Source organism: Sphingomonas sp. IC4-52 (assembly GCF_020707225.1).
Lineage (GTDB): Bacteria > Pseudomonadota > Alphaproteobacteria > Sphingomonadales > Sphingomonadaceae > Sphingomonas.
In genome coordinates this window covers 1,018,253-1,032,734 of the sequence record NZ_JAJFEU010000001.1, presented here as the reverse complement: position 1 = coordinate 1,032,734, position 14,482 = coordinate 1,018,253, and the positions used below count along the sequence as shown (strand labels likewise).

Annotated in this window: 10 protein-coding genes; 5 read left to right on the top strand and 5 right to left on the bottom strand. The window is 63.3% G+C overall.

Annotated elements, in window-relative coordinates; all coding sequences use genetic code 11:
• Position 1 precedes the first annotated feature (1 nt).
• The 3 genes from LK535_RS05090 to LK535_RS16890 form a co-directional block, all read right to left on the bottom strand.
• Positions 2 to 340, bottom strand: coding sequence for a Na+/H+ antiporter subunit C (locus LK535_RS05090; protein ID WP_227770765.1), 339 nt, complete (start codon positions 338 to 340; stop codon positions 2 to 4).
• A complete protein-coding gene (locus tag LK535_RS05085; RefSeq protein WP_227771084.1) occupies positions 340 to 3,249 on the bottom strand; it encodes a monovalent cation/H+ antiporter subunit A in 2,910 nt (969 codons plus the stop codon). Before LK535_RS05085 ends, LK535_RS05090 begins: the two co-directional genes overlap by 1 nt.
• Positions 3,250 to 3,460: 211 nt before the next feature.
• Positions 3,461 to 5,665, bottom strand: a complete 2,205-nt coding sequence (locus LK535_RS16890) for a family 1 glycosylhydrolase (protein ID WP_227770764.1) — start codon at positions 5,663 to 5,665, stop codon at positions 3,461 to 3,463.
• Between the two features lie 367 nt (positions 5,666 to 6,032).
• Here LK535_RS16890 and glf point away from each other — a divergent pair, with 367 nt between their 5' ends.
• From glf to LK535_RS05065, 3 genes are all read left to right on the top strand, one after another.
• Positions 6,033 to 8,192, top strand: coding sequence for a UDP-galactopyranose mutase (gene glf, locus LK535_RS05075; RefSeq protein ID WP_227770763.1), 2,160 nt, complete (start codon positions 6,033 to 6,035; stop codon positions 8,190 to 8,192).
• 11 nt (positions 8,193 to 8,203) lie between these two features.
• Positions 8,204 to 8,416, top strand: a complete 213-nt coding sequence (locus LK535_RS05070; protein ID WP_227770762.1) for a hypothetical protein — start codon at positions 8,204 to 8,206, stop codon at positions 8,414 to 8,416.
• A 474-nt stretch (positions 8,417 to 8,890) separates the two neighbouring features.
• Positions 8,891 to 9,985 carry a serine hydrolase gene (locus tag LK535_RS05065; protein ID WP_227770761.1) on the top strand — a complete coding sequence of 365 codons (1,095 nt, stop codon included), beginning with the start codon at positions 8,891 to 8,893 and terminating at the stop codon, positions 9,983 to 9,985.
• 36 nt (positions 9,986 to 10,021) lie between these two features.
• Here the strand turns inward: LK535_RS05065 and LK535_RS05060 are convergent, their stop codons facing one another.
• Positions 10,022 to 11,290 (bottom strand): YihY/virulence factor BrkB family protein, encoded by a 1,269-nt coding sequence (locus LK535_RS05060; RefSeq protein WP_227770760.1) that lies wholly within the window; start codon positions 11,288 to 11,290, stop codon positions 10,022 to 10,024.
• Between the two features lie 170 nt (positions 11,291 to 11,460).
• Here LK535_RS05060 and LK535_RS05055 point away from each other — a divergent pair, with 170 nt between their 5' ends.
• On the top strand, positions 11,461 to 11,691 hold the full coding sequence (locus tag LK535_RS05055; RefSeq protein ID WP_227770759.1) for a DUF2945 domain-containing protein: 231 nt from the start codon (positions 11,461 to 11,463) through the stop codon (positions 11,689 to 11,691).
• Between the two features lie 81 nt (positions 11,692 to 11,772).
• On the opposite strand, the gene LK535_RS05050 is transcribed toward LK535_RS05055, so the two are convergent.
• Complete coding sequence (locus tag LK535_RS05050) at positions 11,773 to 13,287, bottom strand: acetyl-CoA hydrolase/transferase family protein (RefSeq protein ID WP_227770758.1); 1,515 nt, start codon at positions 13,285 to 13,287, stop codon at positions 11,773 to 11,775.
• Between the two features lie 192 nt (positions 13,288 to 13,479).
• Between LK535_RS05050 and LK535_RS05045 the strand changes: the two genes are divergently transcribed.
• Positions 13,480 to 14,478, top strand: a complete 999-nt coding sequence (locus LK535_RS05045) for an SDR family oxidoreductase (protein ID WP_227770757.1) — start codon at positions 13,480 to 13,482, stop codon at positions 14,476 to 14,478.
• The last annotated feature ends 4 nt before the right edge of the window (positions 14,479 to 14,482 follow it).

Sequence of the window (14,482 nt, the reverse complement as noted above, 5' to 3'; positions counted from 1 at the left end):
ATTATTCGTCTTCCTCCCCGTCAACGTGATCGGTTCCCGTAAGTCCGCGCGAGGCAAGCAGCACGACCAGCAGCAGCGCAGTCATGGCGAAGGAGATGACGATCGCGGTCAGCACCAGTGCCTGGGGCAGGGGATCATCGAAATGGGTCGGATTGGGTGTGCCCGACCCGACGATCGGCGGCGCGTCGACCTTCAGCCGGCCCATCGCGTAGATGAACAGGTTCACCGCATAGGATGCGAGCGACAGGCCCAGGATGACCTGGAACGTGCGCGGGCGCAGGATCAGCCACACACCCGAGGCGGTCAGGACGCCGATCCCAATGGCGAGAACAATTTCCATCAGAGAACCTCCCGCTCCACCTCGACGACCGCCCTTCTGCCGCGCCGGCTGGGCGCCCGGATGGATTGATGAGCAATGGAGATGAGGATGAGAGCGGTGGCGCCGACCACGAGCACGAAGACGCCGACGTCAAACAGCAACGCGGTTGCCAGCGGGACTTTCCCGATCACCGGCAGCTCAAGGTAGCGGAACCAGGAGGTCAGGAAGGGATGCTGGAAGAAAAAGGCGCCTGCACCAGTGGCAGCCGAGATCAGCAGGCCGAGACCTATCCACCGAATGGGACGAACGCGCAATCGCCCCTCAACGCTGCGCGTGCCGGCCGCCATATACTGGAGGATGAGACCGATCGACATGGCGACACCGGCCGCGAACCCCCCGCCGGGCAGATCATGTCCGCGCATCAGCAGATAGATGGCAAAGACGAAAATCACCGGGAACACCCATTCCATGATGACCCGCGGCACCAGCAGGTAATCCGCCAGCGTATCGCCTGGCGTGCGGCCTTCGCTCGCCTCGTCAGCAGCATTCTGCTGACGCTGCTGGAGAGGATCGCGCACGCTTTCACTCGCGGGGCGGAAGCGACGCAATAGCGAAAACACCGTCAGCGCGATGATCGTGAGAACAGTGATTTCGCCCAGCGTGTCAAAGGCGCGGAAGTCCACGAGAACGACATTCACGACGTTGCGGCCGCCGGCCTCCGGGTAGGAGCGTTCGACGAAGAAAGATGAAATGGTGCTGGGTAGCGGCCGGGTCATCACGGCATAGGATAGAAGCGCCATGCCAAGCCCGGCCGCCGCCGCGATGGCAAGGTCAGTCGATCGGCGCAGCCAGACCCTTGGTGGCGGCGCGCGGTTCAGCCGGATGACCGGATTTCGCTTCGGCAGCCATCTCAGCCCCAGCAGCAGCAGCACGGTGGTGACCGTTTCAACCAGCAACTGGGTGAGCGCGAGGTCGGGCGCCGACAGCCATACGAAGCTGATGCAGCTAACCAAACCGGCCCCGGACGCAGCAACAACGGCCGCCAGGCGGTGAAATTTGGCCTGCCACGCAGCCGTAATCGCACAAGCACATCCGATCAGCCACAATACGCCGAACCCGGGATCCAGAATCGTGCCGGTCTGGTTTCCCAGCGTATAGGGATAACGCAGAAACGGCAGCAGGCCGGCAAGGCCAACGATCAGCACCAACACGCGAAGCTGCGGCTGCAAACGCTCCGTATCCACCACCTTTTGCAGGCGGCGTGCGCCCCTGATGATCAGCGACAGGACGGTTTCGAACATGCGCCGGCCTTTCAGCCGGCCGACGAGTGGTGCGGCCTCGATAGCATTCAGCCGGTCGCTGAACATGAAGTAGCCTGCCGCGCCTGCGGCCAACGCGAAGACACTGAGCATCAGTGGCTTGGTGAAACCGTGCCAGATGGCCAGGCTGTAATAAGGCGTCTGGTCCCCCAGCACCGCATGGGCCGCGGTGGCAAGGAAAGGGGCGATGGTCGCAGCCGGGAAGATGCCGATCACCACGCACGCCACGACGAGCACCTCGATCGGCAGGCGCATCCAATGGGGTGCCTCTTGAGGTTGACGCTCCAGTTGCTGAGATGGGGGGCCAAAGAAGCTCTGATGGATAAACCGGATTGAATAGAGCACACTGAACGTCAGGCCCAATGTCGCCACATAAGGCAGCGCCTGGTCCAGCCAGGTATCGTTGTAATCCTCCAGCGCCTCGGCCAGCAGCATCTCTTTTGAGAGGAAGCCGTTCAGGAGCGGTACCCCAGCCATCGCCGCCGCCGCGACCATCGCCAGCGTGGCAGTGATCGGCATGTTGCGAAACAACCCGCTGAGCCGGCGAAGGTCACGCGTGCCTGCCTCGTGATCGATGATCCCGGCAGCCATGAACAGCGAGGCCTTGAAGGTCGCGTGGTTGATCGTGTGGAAGATCGCGGCGACGGCGGCCAGCGGGCTGCCGATGCCAAGCAGCAACGTGATGATGCCGAGGTGGCTGATGGTGGAATAGGCCAGCAAACCCTTCAGGTCCTGCTGGAAGATTGCCGACCATGCGCCGACGACCAGGGTGAGCAATCCGGTGGTCGTGACGACGAAGTACCAGATGTCGGTCCCGGCCAGAACGGGCCAGAAGCGGATCAGGATGAAGATTCCCGCTTTCACCATCGTCGCGGAGTGAAGGTAGGCCGAGACAGGGGTGGGCGCCGCCATCGCGTGCGGGAGCCAGAAATGGAACGGAAACTGGGCGCTCTTCGTGAAGGCGCCAATCAGGATGAACAGGAGGGCGGGTGTGTAGAAGGGGCTCTCCTGGATCCTGTCGCGAGCGGACAGCACCGCATCGAGCTCGTAGCTGCCGACGATCTTTCCGATCAGCAGCAAACCCACCAGAAGGCACAGACCCCCGGCAGCCGTCACGATGAGAGCCACACGGGCCGCACTGCGTGCGGCTTCGTTCTGGTGCCAATAGCCAATCAACAAGAAGGAGGAGAGGCTGGTAAGTTCCCAGAAGAACGCGATCTGAACCAGATTGCCGGACACGACGAGCCCGAGCATCGAGCCCATGAATGCAAGCAAAAAGGCGAAGAAACGGGGGACCGGGTCTTCGGCCGACATGTAGTAGCGCGTGTACACCACCACCAGAAAGCCGATGACCAAGACCATCAGCGCGAAAGCCCATGACAGCCCGTCGAGCCGAAGAACGAGATTAAGGCCAAGCGCCGGCAGCCAGGCAATCTCTTGCTGAGGGATCACGCCGGCCGACACGGACGGGAACAGAAGGCCGACAAGGATCGCTCCCGTCAGGGCGATAGCCGCAGCGAGGAGGGCGGCAGCGTCACGGGCGCGCGAGGGGAAGAAGGAAACGACTAAGCTGCCGACGAACGGCAGGAGCAGGGCAACCCACAAAATCACGTTGCTCAATCCGGCGATCGTGGGTCTCCCAAGTAAGTCGGTTGCGCCTGCTGGCGACGCCGCGCCGGACGAGCGGCAGCATCATCTGATCACATGCCTAAGCTAATCACGATCATGTTGGAAGATTGTTCCTCCTCCACAAAAGCCCGCCGGAGCGGGGACACTGCGGCGAGCGTCTCCTAGCTCAGGGGGAGCCCTGATCAGCTATTGCTCAGAGTGGCAATATCGAGTCCGAAGGGGCACGGGTTGGCGTAGCTGGGTCGCCACGCCAATGTGCCGCGAAGTCCGCGATTGCCGAGGTGAGCGAGCCGAGTGAGGCGACGTGGCGGCTGCCGAGGCCCGATCGCGCCGGGCGGGGAGCGGCCCATCCGAAAACGGCCCCGGGAACACCCTCGATCATCGCAGGATCGCGATTGATGGCACGCGCGATCTCCCGCGCGAAGTCCGCCCAGGACAGGCAGGTGTCGTTTGCCAGATGCCGGATCCCGCTTTCACCATCGATGGCGAGGTCGAGAATAGCCTGCGCCAGCGCGGGGACGTAGGCGGGGGATACATATTGATCGGCGGCAGCCTGGAAGTGCTTGCCGGCGCTAAGGGTTTCCGTGACCGCGTGCGCAAAATTATACCGGTCGAACGGAGAGAAGAAAGCGGCGGTGCGGATCACCAACGGGCGAAATCCGCGCTCAAGCGCACCGCGTTCCATCGCCAGCTTGCTGCGCCCATAAGCGTTCAGGGGCGAGGGCGTGTCGTCTTCGTAATAGATCGGCCCGTCAGTTCCATCGAAGACGAGATCCGTCGAGATGGATACCACGGGTATCTGGCGGCTGGCGCACGCCTCCACGAGGCGTACGGCCGCCGCGGCGTTGATCGCGCTGCAGGCTTCCTCTTCATGTTCCGCGTCGTCCACGCGCACCCAACCCGCGGCATTAATGACCACCCATGGAGCGAAGCGATCAAGCGCCGCGTCCACCGAGGCGGGATCAAGCAGGTCGCAATCATCCCGGCTGCAGAGCCGGAAGCTGATGCCGCGGGACTGACAAGCCCGGCCGAGTGCCTGGCCCAATGTCCCGGTCGCACCGCAGATCAACACAGGCCGTGCGCGGCCGGCCCTGGCCTCTACATAGCTGGCGATCGCAGACACCCGGGGCGCCCGAGGGAAAATCATTCGTTCGCCGCGTTGCCACCAGCCGGGTTGCTCCGCCACATCATGGGTGCCCGCCTCTGCGAGCATCTGCCAGTGGCGCGCCAACGCCGTATGCCGGGGATGGCCGCTGGAAAGGTCGAACAATCCTGGTTCGTAGGAGCCGGGGCTAGTCACCAGCGTGTCCCAGTCGTGCGAACCCATCAGAGACCATGCCGTCACCGCGCGCACGTCCACGCCGGCCTTTTTGCTATCGTGAGCGGCGTTCCAGGCCGCCTTTGCCCATCGTAACTGCTCCTCCCGGGTGCAGCCGATATGTACCTCCGTCAGCGCAAGCGGCAGGGTGTAGCGCGTCCATGCCTCCCGCAAAGCTGCGGCGAAAGGTTCGGGTGCGGGATCGAGCGTCCGTACTGCCGGGACGTCCGCGAGGGCCTGGTTGCCGTTCGTCCCATGTGCATCGCGGGGGTACAGTTGAACGCGGTGATCAAGGAATCGATCGCTTGTCGGGTAGTGGTTGATCCCGATGATGTCGGGCGGACAGGGATCATCGGCGATGATCCGCAGCCGTTCTCCAAGCCCCATCGCGCACAATCGGTGCCAGAGCGGATGTCCTGCGACTATCCTGCCACAGAGCAGATCCCAACCGGCCCAGCGACGTTGATTGTCGAAGGCTGCCTGATCGGCGAGCGGCGCAGTTGCCCATGTCCGCCCCAGATCATCGGTCTGGATCAATCGCGCGGCCGGATTAACCTCGCGGATCGCGCGCATCGACAGGCGGGTCGCGTCCACCTGGTTCAGAAGCGCCTGCCAGAACGAGCGTTCGTCACGGGCATGGGGGTACCAATGTCCGTACAGCGCGGAAAAGCGGGCGGTTGTCACTGGCTCGTTGACCGGCGTCCAGTCATCGATCCACGGATAACGCTCTGCCGCTGCCCGAGCGTGGCGGGCAAGACCGGGTGCGAAGTTCTGGTTCAGAAGATCCGTGTAGCGCGGCCCGCTGCCGTGGTGAACAAGCCCTGCGATGATGCGCAGGTTCAGTCGTTGCAGGTCCGACACCCTTTCGTCGCACCAAGCCCAGTCGGCGAGGTCAGCGGAGTGGGGCGATATACGCTCCCACAGCAGGGGGTAACGGATCGCTTGAAAACCGAGATCAGCGATAACCTCGAGATCACCGATCCTGTCGTGATGGCCAGATCGCTGAAGTTGATCGTGGAAGCTGTCGCCGACCCGATTGACGGTACACTCCACCCCGCACCAGCGCTCGATTCCGGGCACGACTGCTCTCCGTCTGTCGGAACAAATTAAAGCGCCTGCCGACGAAAGTTGTTGCACTTGTGCGCGGACAAATCGTCATAACCTAGATCAGAGCGTGATTGTTTTACGGAACAGCCGGGTTGGTTCGTGACTTGCCTCTTAGAAAACAAAGAGAGAGGCGGCTATGCACGGGACGGGAGAGGCAAGCAGGACCGACGTCGATCTGGGGCAGCAGGGCGGTTCTGGCGCCACGCTGATCTGTTTTAGCCACCTGCGCTGGCGATTTGTATTTCAGCGTCCTCAGCATCTCTTGTCGCGGTTTTCTGCCTCTTACCAGGTGATATTCTGGGAGGAGCCGATCTATCCGGACGGTTGCGAAGCCCCGAGGGTGAGTATCGATCAGGACGACGTGAATCAGGTCCGAGTAATTACACCTGCACTCCCCCGCGGTCTTTCCGCCAGCGAGGAAGAGACAGCGGTGCGCTCTCTCCTCGATCAGCAACTTGCCGCCCTGCCACCGGTGGCGGTGCGATGGTATTACACGCCCATGATGCTGCCGTTTTCGGCGCACGTGCCGGCTGAATGCATCGTTTACGACTGCATGGACGAGCTGTCGGCTTTCAAGAACCCGCCACCGGGCTTGCTGGACCGGGAGCGCGAATTACTCGCGGCTGCAGACGTCGTGTTTACCGGTGGATCCAGCCTCTACGAGGCGAAAAAGGATCGGCACGACAACGTCCACGCCTTTCCTTCCAGCATCGATGTCGCTCACTTCGAATCGGCGCGAAAGGGCGTCATCGAGCCCAGCGACCAAGCGGATATTGCCGGGCCGAAGCTCGGTTTTTGCGGCGTTGTCGATGAACGGATGGACATCGATCTGCTTGCTGCACTTGCCGACGCAAGGGACGATTGGTCCATTGTGATCATCGGGCCAGTCGTGAAGATCGATCCTGCCTCACTTCCCAAGCGCGACAATCTCCATTTTCTGGGCGCCCGCGATTACGCTGATCTGCCAGCCTATATGAGCGGGTGGAGCGCGGCGCTGATGCCGTTCGCGCTTAACGAAGCCACCCGGTTCATCAGCCCCACCAAGACACCGGAATATCTGGCCGCGGGCCTGCCGGTCATTTCCACCCGGATCGTCGATGTCGCCCGGCACTACGGCGCACTAGAGGCTGTCCAGATTGCTGATACGGCTGAGCAATTCGTCCAGGCGTGCGAAAGGGCGATCGCAAAGCACAACGACATCTCATGGCGCGCCGCGGCAGACGAGCAGCTCGCGCGCGGTTCCTGGGCGAGCACCGCACTTAGCATGGCGGCGCTGATCGCGGTGGAGCGGGCGACGCACTCCAATATCGAACCGATTGTCTCCCCGACGCGCTGGCCGGCTCCCCAGTCACACCACGACGTGATGGTGGTGGGAGCCGGCTTTGCCGGCGCCGTTATGGCGGAGCGGCTGGCGGACGCCGGCTTCAAGGTGCTGGTGGTTGATCGCAGGCCCCACATCGCCGGCAACGCCTATGATCGGCGCGACGCGGCGGGTTTGCTGATCCATCAATATGGGCCGCACATCTTCCACACGAACTCAGATGATGTGTTCGCTTACCTTTCGCGTTTCACGGCGTGGCGGCCGTATGAGCACCGCGTGCTTGCGGACGTCAGTGGCAAGCTGGTGCCGATGCCGATCAATCGCACGACGCTGAACATCCTGTATGATGCCGGGCTGGCGAGCGAGGATGATGTCGAGGCATTTCTGGCTGATCGGGCGGAGCCGATCACGTCCATCCGCAGTTCGGCGGATGTGGTCATCTCGCGCGTCGGCCGAGAGCTCTACGAGACGTTCTTCCGCGGCTATACGCGCAAACAATGGGGGCTTGATCCCAGCGAACTCGACAAGTCGGTAACGGCGCGCGTGCCGACGCGGGCCAGTATAGATGATCGGTACTTCACGGATACGCATCAGGCGATGCCGGCTGAGGGGTATACGCGCATGTTCGAGAAGATGCTCGATCACCCCAATATCGAATTACTTCTTGGGGTGGACTTCAGCCAGGTGCGCAGCGGCTATCCCCACGATCATCTGGTATTCACCGGGCCGATTGACGAATATTTCGGTTACCGGCTCGGTCGGCTTCCGTACAGGTCATTGAATTTCCGGCACGAGACGCTTGATTGCGAATGGCTGCAACCGGTGGCCGTCGTGAACTACCCCGATGAACAAGTGCCTTTTACGCGGGTGACCGAGTACAAGCACCTGACCGGGGACAGCTCGCCGGTGACGAGCATAACTTACGAATATCCAGCCGCGGAGGGGGATCCCTATTATCCCATTCCGCGCGAAGAGAACCAGGCGCTGTTCAAGCGATACGAAGCACTGGCCATCGCGGAGGAGAATGTCACCTTCGTCGGCCGCCTCGCGACCTACCGCTATTACAATATGGATCAGGTCGTGGGGCAGGCACTCGCGACGGCGCGGCGGCTTATCCCGCGGCTTCAGGTGGCAGGCATCGAACCATCGGTCGGTACAGCAGCTGCGGCGGCGGCCTGAAGGAGGAGAGCATGGCGAGAGATCCTGCAAAGCCAGGGCCGCGAGACGGATCGGGTCCACTCGTGTGGATTGTCGGCGGTGTTTGCGCGGCGTTGATCCTGCTGGTGCTCAAGCTGAGCCTCGCGCCGGGTGAGCATGACCAAGCAGTGATTTACGTCATCGTGGGCGGCGTTGCCGGCTTCCTCATTCACTTTCTGCGTCGCCGGGGTGCGGCGCGGCCATGATCAGGCAAGAGGAGCAAGACCATGTCTCAGAAAGGCGCAGGCGGTAACCCCGGAGCGATCACCAGCAAAGGTGGCGATCCGGGATCGGGCGCGAAGAGCAAGAGCACCGGCGGCAAGGGCGGAGGTGGCCGATCCGGCGGGAGCAAAGGTGGCGGCGGCGGGAATAGCGGCGGCGGCTCTTCGGGCGGCAGCAAGTCTTGAGGACGAGCGCTTCTTAGGATCGCGGCGGATCTACGCCGGCCAGCAGCTGATCATCCCCGCCGGAGGAGCAGCGAGGGCCGGCGAAGTTCTCGCCGCGTGACGGCAGGGCGAGGATGCCGTCAACGCTAGGGCGCCTGCGGCCCTGGACGGAGAGCATGTCGCGGTAACCGCGAGGACATGTGTGCGGTGAATGAGCGCCAAATCGCGATGGACTGAGCAGACAGCCTTTCTCCTGCGGGCTCCGGCCCTTAGCAGGTGCGCAAAGGGAGTTTCATGTCTGCTTTGTTCGTCCGCCGGCTCGGCGCATTTGCCCTCACCAGCCTGATCGCCGCCTGCGTTCCTGCGGCACCGCCGCTCTCCACGCCCGTCCCGCCGCCCGTGCGGCAGCCCACTCCCCAGCAAATTCCGCCGCGGCCGATGTCAGTTCGGCCACAGCCGCCTACGGCGCTCCTCAATGCTGTTCAGGCACTCGGGCGCAGCTTCAACGGGGATGTCGGCATCTCCATTCGCGACGTGGACGAAGGCTGGACGGTCGCATGGGCTGGAGACAAGCGGCGCCCGCAACAGAGCGTCAGCAAGTTGTGGGTCGGCATCGCCGTGCTGGATGCGGTGGACAAGGGGCGAATAAGCCTTGGTGACCCGGTGACAGTGCGTCGGTCGGATCTGACGTTGTTCCACCAGCCGATCCGGCCGCTTGTTGGCAAAGATGGCTATCGCACGACGATTGGCGAGTTGCTGAACGGTGCCATGACCCGCAGTGACAATACGGCAAACGATGTATTGCTCTGGCGCGTCGGCGGACCGGATGCCGTCCGGAGAATTCTGGCCGAGAAAGGTGTCGCGGGCGTAACATTCGGCCCGGGTGAGCGCCTGCTACAGGCGCGAACGGCCGGTCTGACCTGGCACCCAGAATGGGCAGGGGGATGGGGCTTTTTGCAGGCACGCGCGGCGATGACCTACGAGGCGCGCCGCCGGGCACTCGACCGCTATCTCGCCGATCCCGAGGATGGCGCTTCTGCCAATGGCGTCACCTTGGGAGTGGCGCTGCTGGCACAAGGCAAGCTGCTCAGTGCTGCGTCGACGGAGAAGCTGCTGTCGCTGATGCGGGCCAGCAAGACCGGCGCCTTGCGGCTGAAGTCCGGTCTGCGGCCCGGCTGGAGCCTTGCTCACAAGACGGGCACCGGTCAGGACCTCGGGAATCTGTCGACCGGTTATAATGACGTGGGCCTGATCGTCGCGCCGGATGGCCACCGCTATGCCGTCGCGGTCATGATCGCGAGCACGCGGCAGCCGATCCCGGCGAGGATGCGGCTGATGGGCGACGTTTCGCGGGCGCTCGTGGCGGCTCATCAGGACATGGCGGACTGACCCGCGGCAGCACCGCCGGAGCGGGTCAGATCAGGCTCATCCCCTGGCGGGCTTGTTCCGCGGCGTGCCTGGGCGGGTGAGCCACTTCAGTCCGCCGGCCGCGGCCATGAAGGTGATGCCAAGCGCGGTCTTGTCCCGCTTGCCCATCATGGTCAGTCCGAGCGTCGCGAAAAGCGAGGGGAGCAGGCCTACCTTGCCGATCGTGCCGATCCGCAAGGCGCGATCGAGATTGCGGCTGAGGGCAAGCTCGCTCCTGCCGGTGCCGGTGACTGGGTGCTTGTCTTCCGCGACCCCGCTCCCCCTCAAGCCGGAGGCAGGTTCGTCACCCGCTTGCGGTCCTCCGGCGACGGTATCGGCGGCATAGGCGCCGCGCGTGCCCATTGGCTGTTCGCTGCCCGTGGTCGTGTCTCGAGCGGTCTGGCGTTCCAACTCGCAATTGAACTCGGCCCCCAGAAGCAGGACGTAGGCCGAAAGATACAGCCACGTCAGCAACACCACGGCCGCGCCGAGCGAGCCATAAGTGGCGTCATAGCTGCCGAAGTTGGCGACGTAGATGCCGAAGCCGATGGTCATGAGCAACCAGGACAGGGACGCGAGAGCCGAACCGGGGGTCAACCATACCCATTTGGCGCCGTCCCGGTTGGGGGCGAACCGATATAGCGTTGCGGCAGCGGCGGCGCCGACCGCTGCCATGATCAGATAGGAGAGAATTTTACCCAGGATCAGCAACGGGGCCGGCAGCGATGGGAACAGATGTTCCAGCGAACTCATCGCTGCAATAGCGACAACGGCCAGAATGGCGCTCACGACGGCGCCCGCCGTGATCGCAAGTGCGATCAGGTTCAGCTTTATGAAGCTGCGGGTTTCTTCCTCATCATAAGCAATGTTGAGCGCCGTGATGATCGCCGATGCACCCTTCATCGCCCCGTAAAGGGCAATTGCGAGGGCGATCAGCAGGCCGAACCCCTTCTTGCCGTCCGAGGTGGAAACCACATTGGCCAATTGTTCGCCGATCAGCCTGGCCGCGTCCGCTGGCATGAGCGTCGTGAGCGAACGAACATTATCCATCACCGTCTCAGGCGTGGCAACGAGACCATAGCTGAGCACGATCGCGCCCAGCATCGGCACCATGGCAAGCACGCCGCAGAATGCGACGCCGGACGCCACAAGGCTGATGTTGTCCTGCCCCGCCTCTTTCCAGCTGCGCAGCGCGACATCCTTCCAGCCACGCGGCGGAATTGCCCATGGACTTGCCGCGTCACGGCCGCGCTCTGACGGAACCGTCGCTGGGCTAGTCGTTGCCATCGTTCCTCCGGATCATCGTTCCTATCGAACATGTTCGGGCGGATGACGTTCCAATCAAACCATTGTGAAGCACTGGTCGGCAGCGGCAACCACGCGCTCATCCGGCGCGTTCCTGCCGTATGCTGGGCAAGCGATACGATCATTCGCAGCCGGCGCTGAAAGCCGGGATCATGCCGGCTCGGGAGAATGCCATGACCAAGAATTTCAAGGCCGGCGACCATGTGAAATGGGATACGCCGCAAGGGGAAACTTCCGGCAAGGTGGTGCGCAAGGAGACAAGCAGCACAAAGGCCGGCGGCCATGTTGCCAAAGCAACCAAGGACGAACCGCAGTTTCGCGTGAAAAGCGACAAATCCGGCAAGGAAGCTGTTCACAAGCCGGAAGCGCTGAAGAAGGCGTAGCCTTTCCGACGATCCCCGGCCATCGTTCGTGAAGCAGGCCGGCGGCGCCCGCGCCTCAAAGCCGGACGCCGCGGTGCGGGTTCAGGCGGGCAGCATGGTTCCCGTTTCCATGAACCGCTGATGCCAGGACAGCGCTTCGCCCGGCAGCGAGGCGGCATGAAGGCCGTACGCGCCGCCCTGTGCCCGTGCAGCATAATCCGCGAGCAACGGCCGGTAGCTGGGATGGGCGCAACTCTCGATCACGACGGAGGCACGCTGCCGCGGGCTGAGGCCGCGAAGATCGGCTAGCCCCTGTTCAGTGACGATCACCTGAACGTCCTGCATGATGTGATCGACATGGCTCGCCTGCGGCACGATGGCAGAGATGCGGCCGCCCTTCGCCGTGGAAGGAGTCATGAAGATCGAAACATAGGCGTTGCGCGCGAAGTCACCCGAGCCGCCGATCCCGTTCTGGATCCGTGAGCCCATCACCAGCGTGGAATTGACGTTGCCGTAGATGTCAGCCTCGATCAGTCCATTCATCGCGATACAGCCGAGCCGGCGAACGAGCTCCGGATGGTTGCTGATCTCTTGAGGGCGCAGGATCATCCGGCTGGCGTAGGACGACATGTTCGCGTTCAGGCGATCGGCCGCCGACGGGCTGAGCGAGAAAGCGGTGGCTGATGCCATGCGCAGCTTTCCGGCGTCGAGCAGATCCAGCATGCCGTCCTGGATCACTTCGGTGAACGCGGTCATCGGTTCAAAGGGAGCGTCTACAAGCCCCGAAAGCACCGCATTTGCGATGTTGCCCACGCCTGACTGAATAGGGAGCAGCGAGGCTGGCAAGCGGCCGCGCTTCACCTCATGGTCGAGGAAGTCGATGATGTGGCCGGCGATCGCCAGGGCCGTCTCATCAGGGGCAGCGAACGGCAGGTTGCGATCGGGTGCGTCCGTTTCGACGATCGCGACAATCTTCTCCGGATCGCACGCGAGATAGGGCGTGCCGATGCGGTCGTCGGGACGGACAAGCGGGATGGGAACACGCTCCGGGGGCAATCGGGTGCCGTAGTAGATGTCGTGTGCACCCTCGAGCGCCGCATTTTGCCAGCGATTGACCTCCAGGATCACGCGCTTGGCGCGATCCAGCCATGTCTTGTTGTTGCCGACGGACGAGGAGGGGATAAGCGATCCGTCTGGCCGGATGCCGGTGATCTCGATAACGGCTGTGTCGAGCGTGCCGATGACGCCCTCCCAAGCCATGGGCGCGACCTGGCTGAGGTGCATGTCGAGATAATCAATCTCGCCCCGGTTGATCTTCTCGCGCGCAACCGGATCAGAGGAATAGGGCAGTCGTTGAGCGATGCCGTCCACCGCCGCGAGGGCGCCGTCCAGCTCCGGCCCCGTCGATGCGCCGGTCCACAGATTGATACGGAACGGCCGCCCTTGGGCGCGCTCCGCCGCCATGCGCCGTGCGAGCGCTTGTGGCACGGCCTTCGGATAGCCTGATCCGGTGAAACCGCTCATGCCCACCGTGTCGCCGGGTTGAATGAGAGCTGCGGCTGTATCGGCATCAGTGATGCGGGAGCGGAGAGCGGCGGATGCGATACGGTCGGACACACGAGACTCGTTTGTTGTGGTAGGCAACGACTGCTGCCCTTTCCCCCCATCGGGCCGAGTTGTCGAGGAAAGAGCGCCGGGTGCCGCCAATGGCGCGGCAAGTTATTTTGCAGAACGGGCTTGGTTGCGGGGGAACGCCGGCGTTGTCGGCGCGTCGGGCGTTGGGGGCTACGTTCGATCGGGAGACGGTGGATGGGTGATTTTGATGCCTCGCGGCGAGGCCTGCTGGGCGGCGCCGTGCTGGGCCTGGCGGCGGCCTCAACATCCGCCACAGCACAGGGAAGCGAAGCGGGTGGGACACCGCGCAGCGGCGGTCTGCGCGATCCCCGGACCCGGTTCCGGCGTGAGCCCTTCCCGGAACAGCGGCAGCCATGGCCGGCACTCGCCAGCAAGATGAACCCACGGCCGGACCACGGCGAAACGACCTATCGCGGATCAGGAAAGCTGAACGGCCGCCGCGCGCTGATCACCGGTGGAGATAGCGGAATAGGCCGTGCCGCGGCGATCGCCTTTGCCAGAGAAGGCGCAGACGTCGCGATCAACTATCATCCCTCCGAGGAGCCCGACGCACGCGAGGTGAAGGCCCTGATCGAACAGGCAGGCCGCAAGGCTGTCCTGCTTCCCGCCGATATCCGCACGCAGAAGGGGTGCGAGGATACCGTGCGCAAGGCCATCGCGGGGCTGGGAGGATTGGACATCCTGGTCAACAATGCCGCCTATCAGCAGAGCAAGGTCGATATCATGGAGATAACGGACGAACAGTTCGTGCGGACGTACGAGACGAACGTCTACCATGTGTTTCGGTTCAGCAAGGCCGCGATCCCGTCGCTGCCGCCGGGCGCCGTGATCATCAACACGGTGTCGGTAAATTCCTATGACCCGGGGGAAGAGCTGATCGATTATGCGTCCACCAAGGCAGCGATCCTGAACCTCACCAAAGGAATGGCAAAGCAGCTGGCCAAGAAGGGGATCCGGGTGAATGCCGTGTCGCCCGGACCGGTATGGACACCGCTACAGGTCGCTGGCGGACAATTGCCGGGCAAAATGGGTGAGTTCGGACAGGACACGCCATTGGGACGTGCGGGTCAGCCGGCCGAGCTTGCCTCCCTCTATGTGACGCTGGCCGCCGATGACGCAAGCTTCTCGACCGGTACGGTGGTCGGCGCCCATGGCGGCAAGGGAAACCCCTGACCAG